The sequence below is a fragment of the Enteractinococcus helveticum genome (assembly GCF_001657475.1).
GTDB lineage: Bacteria > Actinomycetota > Actinomycetes > Actinomycetales > Micrococcaceae > Yaniella > Yaniella helvetica.
On record NZ_LXEY01000020.1, the window covers coordinates 254,443 to 262,043 of the forward strand.

The following is a 7,601-nucleotide window of genomic DNA, read 5'->3' on the forward strand; positions in this document are numbered from 1 at the left end:
CTGTTTACGTGAAATCTGACACGGAGTATTCGTGATCGTATCCGCCGGTGGTGGTGCGCGCCGAGCGTGATTTATTGGTCCGTTCACCATCTGCACCGTGGAATTCAGCTTCTTTCTTCCGTAATTCGACCCGACGAATTTTACCCGAAATTGTTTTCGGCAATTCAGCAAATTCTAAACGGCGTATTTTGGCATATGGCGGTAGCTTGCGATCAGTAAAGGCCAGAATGTCTTTGGCGGTCTGGGCAGTGGGCTCAAAGCCTGCTGCAAGCACGACATAGGCTTTCGGTACTGATAATCGGATCGGATCTGGAGATGGCACGACCGCAGCTTCTGAAACCGCGGGGTGCTCAATGATGGCTGATTCCAGCTCAAATGGTGACAGCTTATAGTCGGAGGCTTTGAAAACATCATCCGCGCGTCCGACATAGGTGTAGACACCATCGGCATCGCGATGCATGATATCACCGGTGTGATAGAAACCGCTATGAAATGCCGCGGTGTTTTTCTCTGGATCCTTGTGATATTCCTTCATAAGCCCTACGGGTCGCGGCTCGATTTCCAGACAGACTTCGCCTTCCCCTGGACCAATGATGACCTGGTCGGTGGCTGGATCCAAGAGCACGACTTCGTAGCCAGGAAGCACACGCCCTAGCGATCCTGGCTTGACGTTCTGGCCCGGTGTGTTGGCGATCTGTAGGGTCGTTTCGGTTTGGCCAAAACCATCCCGGATATCTGTTTGCCAAGCCGCCTTGACGGCTTCGATAACGATCGGATTGAGCGGCTCACCGGCAGCAAGTACTTTCGATGGCGGGTTTGTCATCGTGGTGAGATCTTCCTGAATCAGCATCCGCCACACTGTCGGAGGAGCACAGATGGACGTTACGCGCTCGCGGTCCATAACCGATAAGAGTTGCTGTGCATCGAAACGGGTGTAGTTATAGATGAAGATTGTGGCTTCACCGATCAACGGAGCAAAGAAGTTTGACCAGGCGTGCTTTGCCCATCCCGGGGATGCCACATTGAGGTGTTTATCTCCTGGTTCCAGTCCAATCCAATACACGGTTGAAAGGTGCCCCACGGGATAAGAGACATGCGTATGGGCTACCATCTTTGACCGGGACGTCGTACCAGACGTGAAATAGATCAACGCTGTATCATCTGCCGGGGTGGGCTCGCTCGGCTGGAATGTGTTGCTGGTTTGATAGGAATCGGTATAGCAATACTGCGGATGCGCGCTGTCGTCTGGTGCTTGGTCCGTTTGCGTGGTGATGACCCCAAAGTCGCCGGGAACTGCATCAAATTTCTCGGTGTTAGCGGGGTTGGTAATCACCCACCGAGCTTCGGAGCGCTCAAGCCGTTCTGTCAATTGCTCTGGAGTAAGCATCACGGTGGTGGGCAACAGGACGGCTCCGAGCTTGAAACCAGCGAGCATGGTTTCCCACAATTCGTGCTGATTATCTAGCATCACAATGATGCCGTCGCCGCGTTTGACTCCGATATCACCCAACCAGTTGGCAACTTGGGACGACCGGGTCGCTAATTGCGCGTAGGTGGCCGAGTAGCGTGAACCATCCTCTTCAAGAATCACCAGAGCATCCTGATGTGCACGTTCTGGGGTAGCAGCTAGCTGATCAAACCAGTCGAGCGCGAAGTTGAAGTGTTCAAAGCGAGGCCAATCGAATCGTTTACGAGCTGCTTCGATATCGGTGCGATGCGCTAGTAGGACGTCTCGGGCTTGTCGAAATTGATCGGTGACAGACATGGGTCTCCTTATCGCCAGGTAGAACAACGTGCGGTGTTTTCGACGAGATCGTGGTGTGATCCACAATACATTGCAGACTGCGTGAGGTGGTTTGGGTGCACTGAGCAGGCCTGTGGGGTGGGTACCTTTCGGCGAAGCGAGGTGAACTGTACAATTGTGCAGTGATGGCGGGTGAGACCTATATCACCGAACACGTTATCTGTACCCAGAGGAGCCACATGACCGCCCCGACGGATCGTAACTCTGCATTCAGTGCCGACGAACCACCATTTCCCGATGCCGATGTTTTCGACGGAATGTCACTACTTAAACCCGAAGAGCAAGAGGCGTTGCAGGCCATTCGTCGACACATGCAAGACCAAGTACGAGATCAAATTATCGACTACTGGAATCGTGAAGCGTTCCCGTTCGAGATGTTGCCAGAACTTGCTGACCTTGGATTAGGGGAGATAGCAGTAGCGGAGCGTTCCTGGTTGTTTCGCGGCTTGGCTTATGCGGAAGTGGCGCGCGCGGACGTGTCGTTGTCAACTCTGGCGGGTATCCATAATGAACTCATTATTGGCATGATCGCCCAGTTGGGTTCCGATACTCACCGGGCACAATGGTTGGACAAACTGCGTAGATTCGAAGCGATCGGTTGTTTTGCTATGACTGAGCCTGACCACGGCTCCGATATCGCCGGTGGCATCAGTACCACTGCAACAAAGACTGCTGCTGGCTGGCGGCTTGATGGTACGAAGCGTTGGATTGGTGCCGGAACATTTGCTGATTTTGCACTTGTCTGGGCCAAAGATACAGCCGATGGGCGGATCAAAGGATTCTTAGTTCCAATGGATCGTCCGGGCATTACGGCCAAGAAAATTCACCACAAGACCGGACTGCGGGTCATGCAAAATGCAGACATAACTTTCGACAAGGTGGAAATCCAACAGGCTGATCTGCTGCCCGGTGCCATCGAGTTCAGTGCGGCCAATCAATTGCTTCGTAATTCTCGGGTCTGGGTCGGCTGGCAAGCCTATGGAGCACAACTCCACGCCTTTGATGTCGCTCGGGACTATGCGCTGAGCCGCCAGCAATTTGGTCAACCGCTTGCAAAATTCCAACTCATCCAGCAGGAATTAGCCGAAATGATTTCTAACGCGATGGCAACATTTGGCTTGATGTACCACGTGGCCCGACTGCAACAGGAAAACCGGGTACAGATGGTGCATGCCGCCATGGCGAAATCCACCGGGTCGCGATTGCTGCGGGAGACTGCAGCACGGGCTCGAAATATTTTGGGTGGCAACGGAATAGTCTCCACATACGAAGCCGCAAAGATTTTCAATGATGCCGAAGTCATTCATACTTATGAGGGAACCTACGAGATCAACTCGCTGATTGTGGCTCGTGCAGTCACCGGCGTGTCAGCGTTTGTGTAGAGAGGATTACTGCGTGGAAATTCAAGGACAAGCGGCAATTATTACCGGTGGAGCATCGGGACTGGGAGCAGCCACTGCACAGGCTCTGGCTCAACGAGGCATGAAAGTCTACGCATTCGATCTTGCCGCAAGTATTGAAAAAGCGTCATCGAGTGACAACATCGAGTATTTGGAAGTTGATGTCACCGATCACGAATCGATTCGTGCAGGGATCGCAACCGTCAAAGCCGGTCGGGAGCCTTTGCGCGTTGTCATCAACTGTGCTGGTATCGGAACTCCAGGACGGATTTTGTCGCGCAGAGGTCCCCATGATTTGAACCAATTTGCTCAAGTGATCAACGTGAATCTCCTGGGCACGTTTAACGTGATGACCCTCGGGGCAGAACTGATCGCCCAACAAGAACCCCTCGATGACGACGGTCAACGCGGTATTGTCATCAATACCGCCTCCGTGGCAGCATTTGAAGGACAAATCGGTCAGGCAGCTTATGCAGCTTCCAAAGGTGGTGTTCACTCGCTTACTATTTCGGCAGCACGCGATCTGGCATCCTATGGTATCCGTGTCAATACGGTGGCACCGGGCATTGTAGAAACTCCGATGATGGCAGGCATCACTCCAGAATTTCGTGAAAGTCTTGAAGCCTCAGTGCCCTTCCCGGCACGCTTGGCTCGCCCAGAAGAATACGCTCAGCTAGTCCTAGATCTCATTGGCCATGATTACATCAACGGTCACACGGTTCGCATGGATGGAGCGCTTCGGATGGGCCCACGCTAACCACGCACCACCGCACAATTTGAAGAATCGTCCCCGGAAGGAATCCGATGTCAGAAGCATATATTGTTGATGCACTTCGCACACCAGTCGGGCGTCGCAATGGCGCTCTGGCAGAGATCCACCCTGCAGACATGGCTGCAGTCCCGTTATCGGCGGTTTTCGACCGAGTTGGCGTGGATACCATGGAATACGATGAAATCATTCTGGGGTGCATCGACCAAATTGGACCGCAGTCTTTTGACATCGCTCGGACCGCCTGGTTAGCAGCCGGTGGCTCCGAAGCCGTGCCTGGCACGACCATCGATCGGCAATGTGGCTCTGGGCAGCAAGCTGTACATTATGCGGCCCAAGCCGTCATGTCCGGCACCTCAGATTTGATCATTGCTGGCGGGGTGCAGAACATGTCGACCATCCCGATCGGCGCAGCCAACACCATCATGAAAGACCAGGGTTACCCGAATGCCTTCGCGGGATCGAAAGCATGGGCCGATCGCTACGGAGATCAACAGATTTCACAATTTGTTGGTGCCGAAATGATGGCCAGCCGTTGGGGCATCACCCGGGAGCAGGCCGAAGCCTTTGCAGCCGAATCGCACCGCAGAGCCATTGCCGCCCAGGAATCTGGGTTCTTTTCGGAAGAAATCATGCCTCTTGGTGGCTTACGCGATGATGAAGGACCCCGGACTCCAAATCGTGCCAAGATGCGTGAGCTCCAAACACTGCAACCTCATGGCATCCACACCGCTGCTACCGCCTCCCAGATCAGCGATGGCGCCGCAATGCTAGCGATCGCCTCTGAACACGCGGTCAATGAATTCGGCCTGGTACCGCGTGCTCGAATCCACCATATTTCAGCGCGGGCCGACGACCCGGTCATGATGCTGTCGGCTCCCATCCGTGCTACTCGACACGCATTAGAACGCACCAGTATGGACATCGATGATTTTGATGCCATTGAAATCAATGAAGCGTTTGCGTCCGTGGTGTTGTCGTGGGAAAAAGAACTACGCCCGGATATGTCTAAGGTCAACATCCACGGTGGGGCCATCGCACTGGGACACCCCATCGGTGCCACCGGAGCACGTCTGATGACCACCTTGCTGCACACACTGGAGGACAACGGCGGACGATTTGGTCTGCAGACCATGTGTGAAGGCGGCGGACAGGCCAATGTCACCATTATCGAACGGCTCGATAGCTAGTCATTTTATGTTCTCGTCTGTCTCGCGGCACGGAGGTTATCGGTGAATACCAACAGTCCAACCAACCCTTCAATCGAGGAACAGATCCGAGTAAGCCAACGCAATTCAGTGTCGTTGCAGCTTGCTCGGGTCGCTGCCACTCAACGCGAACATATAGCGCTCAAGTACCAGGATCGCTCGTGGACGTACTCTCAGTTGGACCAGGCCGTCACGATTGCCGCGCTGCAGCTACGTGACTTGGGGCTGCACCGAGGGGACCGAGTCGCCGTGATGGGGAAGAATTCAGATACTTTTCTGATCTTATTTTTTGCGGCATCCCGCGCCGGATTGGTCCATGTCCCGATCAACTTTGCCTTGACCGGACCCGAACTGCACTATCTGGTATCTGACAGTGAAGCCTCGGTCATCATTGCCGACGACGAATACCTAGACGCCGTCAACGGCATCGCGGAATCCAGCCCCCTGGATCACGTAGTTGCCATGTCTACGATTCTGGACCACATCCAGGCCGTAGGAGACAACGAACTGGATTCGACTGCGGCGCTTGCTGTAGACGATCTGGACACGGCTGATGAAACCGATCTAGCGCAGCTGCTGTACACCTCGGGGACTACCTCGGCGCCCAAAGGTGCGATGTTAACCCACCGGGCGCTGCTGGCCCACTATAACGGTACGATCCCTGCCCTGGATATGACTCGTAGCGATAATCCGTTGATTGCCATGCCGCTATACCATTCGGCTGCGCTCCACGTTTTCATCACGCCATACTTATTTCTTGGTGCCACGATCCGCCTGCTCAGGGTTCCAGATATTGCAGAAATTCTGCGCCGAATCGAAGAAGAACGCATTGGGTCGCTGTTTCTGGCGCCCACCGTTTGGGTGCCGTTATCGCAGCACCCAGATTTAGCGACCCGGGATCTATCCTCGTTGACGAAAGCCCAATATGGTGCCTCTATCATGCCGGTGACCGTGCTACAGCGCCTACGGGAGCAATACCCAGACATCGAATTTTATAACTGCTTTGGTCAAAGCGAAATGTCTCCGCTGTGCACGGTCTTACGACCCGAGGAACACGAACAGCGCCCCGCGTCAGCAGGCCGACCAATACCCACCGTGGAGCTGCGCGTCGCCGATCCGGATACCGGGCAAACGGTGCCGCCAGGAACACCGGGGGAGGTCCAGTATCGTTCACCACAATTATTTTCCGGGTACTGGAACAAGCCAGAGCAGACCGAAGAAGCGTTCCTCGACGGATGGTTCCGTTCCGGCGACCTGGTCGTGATGGATGACGACGGATATATTGAAGTCGTCGACCGGATCAAAGATGTGATCAATTCTGGGGGCGTACTGGTTGCCTCGCGAGAGGTCGAAGATGCCCTGTATCGTCACGAGGCGGTTGCCGAAGTCGCCGTCGTGGGGCGTCCTCACGAAAAATGGATTGAACAGGTCACCGCAGTCATCGTGCTAAAAGAAGACCACCAGGGCACCTCTGCTGAAGAGATTCGAGAATTTTCTCGACAGTACCTTGCACGCCATAAAGTTCCGGGTCATATTGAATTCGTGGCCCAACTGCCTCGTAACCAGTCGGGCAAGCTGCTGAAGCGCGAACTGAAGTAGCGAAGATTTAAGCCGCGGTCAGCAGGCGACGTCGCTGAGAGGTGACCGAACGATTCGGCGTCAGGATGCTGAGCACCCGGACGAACGTCGTCATCCACAACAGTGACAGCCCCACCACGATACTTTCCAATGCGGTCACTGAGATGATCGGGATGATAAACGTCAACACAATACTTCCGGCAGTCAGGACCACCAAGATACCGGTGACGATGTGCAAGACGAGGGGGCGTCCCGGCAGAACGTACTGGGTGTAGCCGGCAGCAAAAACTAACAGGCCCAGCGCCGCGAAGGCTGCGATTGCATGGGCAGCCGGGCGCTCATCTAGTGGGAACCAACCAACCCCAGCCAGTGCCAGTCCGGCCAGTAACCAGATACTCACGACGATGGTAATGCGTGGGACAGCTGAGTCGTCGAGTAAGCGGTGCAGATCCCGGCCGATATACGAACCGATGGTGGCCACCAGTAAACCGGCGACCATAATAGTGCCGTTGAACGCCCAGGCGCTGACGCCGATGCCCAGCTGGGAGAAGTTGCGTTGCCACCAGGTGGGGTCGGCGTCGGTGAGCATCGCAAATACCGTGCCGACGATCAGGAAGGTGAATAGCAGCGCCGCCAGACTGCGGGTGCTTAGATCAATGCCGGCCTGAAAGGATAATCTGCCGCCGAACGCGGCTGCAACACCGGTGACTAAACCGGCTCTTCGGAATTTTGGGTGTAGATGATGTTTTAGATCAGGGCGTGTTGAAGGCATAAAAAGAGTCGAGGTCTTCCGAAGATGGAAGTGACGAAACAACACATCTGAAGAAAGACCTCGACATGGC

The 7,601-nt window shown here is 54.7% G+C and carries 6 protein-coding genes; 4 read left to right on the forward strand and 2 right to left on the reverse strand.

The window, feature by feature from the left end; all coding sequences use genetic code 11:
• Positions 1–4: 4 nt before the first annotated feature.
• A complete protein-coding gene (locus A6F49_RS10435; RefSeq protein WP_043056836.1) occupies positions 5–1,765 on the reverse strand; it encodes an AMP-binding protein in 1,761 nt (586 codons plus the stop codon).
• Positions 1,766–1,983: 218 nt separating this feature from the next.
• On the opposite strand from A6F49_RS10435, the gene A6F49_RS10440 reads away from it, so the two are divergent.
• Genes A6F49_RS10440 through A6F49_RS10455 form a run of 4 tightly spaced genes read left to right on the forward strand, consistent with a single transcriptional unit; the run spans position 1,984 to position 6,780 of the window.
• The gene (locus A6F49_RS10440; RefSeq protein WP_043056837.1) at positions 1,984–3,186 is read left to right on the forward strand and encodes an acyl-CoA dehydrogenase family protein; all 1,203 of its coding nucleotides are present in this window, start codon (positions 1,984–1,986) and stop codon (positions 3,184–3,186) included.
• A 13-nt stretch (positions 3,187–3,199) separates the two neighbouring features.
• Positions 3,200–3,961, forward strand: coding sequence for an SDR family NAD(P)-dependent oxidoreductase (locus A6F49_RS10445; RefSeq protein ID WP_043056838.1), 762 nt, complete (start codon positions 3,200–3,202; stop codon positions 3,959–3,961).
• A 47-nt stretch (positions 3,962–4,008) separates the two neighbouring features.
• Positions 4,009–5,163, forward strand: coding sequence for an acetyl-CoA C-acetyltransferase (locus tag A6F49_RS10450; RefSeq protein WP_043056839.1), 1,155 nt, complete (start codon positions 4,009–4,011; stop codon positions 5,161–5,163).
• Between the two features lie 42 nt (positions 5,164–5,205).
• Positions 5,206–6,780 (forward strand): fatty acyl-CoA synthetase, encoded by a 1,575-nt coding sequence (locus tag A6F49_RS10455; protein WP_201120290.1) that lies wholly within the window; start codon positions 5,206–5,208, stop codon positions 6,778–6,780.
• Between the two features lie 7 nt (positions 6,781–6,787).
• Here the strand turns inward: A6F49_RS10455 and A6F49_RS10460 are convergent, their stop codons facing one another.
• Positions 6,788–7,531 carry a hypothetical protein gene (locus A6F49_RS10460; RefSeq protein WP_052504671.1) on the reverse strand — a complete coding sequence of 248 codons (744 nt, stop codon included), beginning with the start codon at positions 7,529–7,531 and terminating at the stop codon, positions 6,788–6,790.
• Positions 7,532–7,601: the final 70 nt, after the last annotated feature.

Coding starts and splice junctions, on each gene's coding strand:
- A6F49_RS10435 (WP_043056836.1), bottom strand. CDS start 1,765: ATGTCTGTCACCGATCAATTTCGACAAGCCCGAGACGTCCTACTAGCG.
- A6F49_RS10440 (WP_043056837.1), top strand. CDS start 1,984: ATGACCGCCCCGACGGATCGTAACTCTGCATTCAGTGCCGACGAACCA.
- A6F49_RS10450 (WP_043056839.1), top strand. CDS start 4,009: ATGTCAGAAGCATATATTGTTGATGCACTTCGCACACCAGTCGGGCGT.
- A6F49_RS10460 (WP_052504671.1), bottom strand. CDS start 7,531: ATGCCTTCAACACGCCCTGATCTAAAACATCATCTACACCCAAAATTC.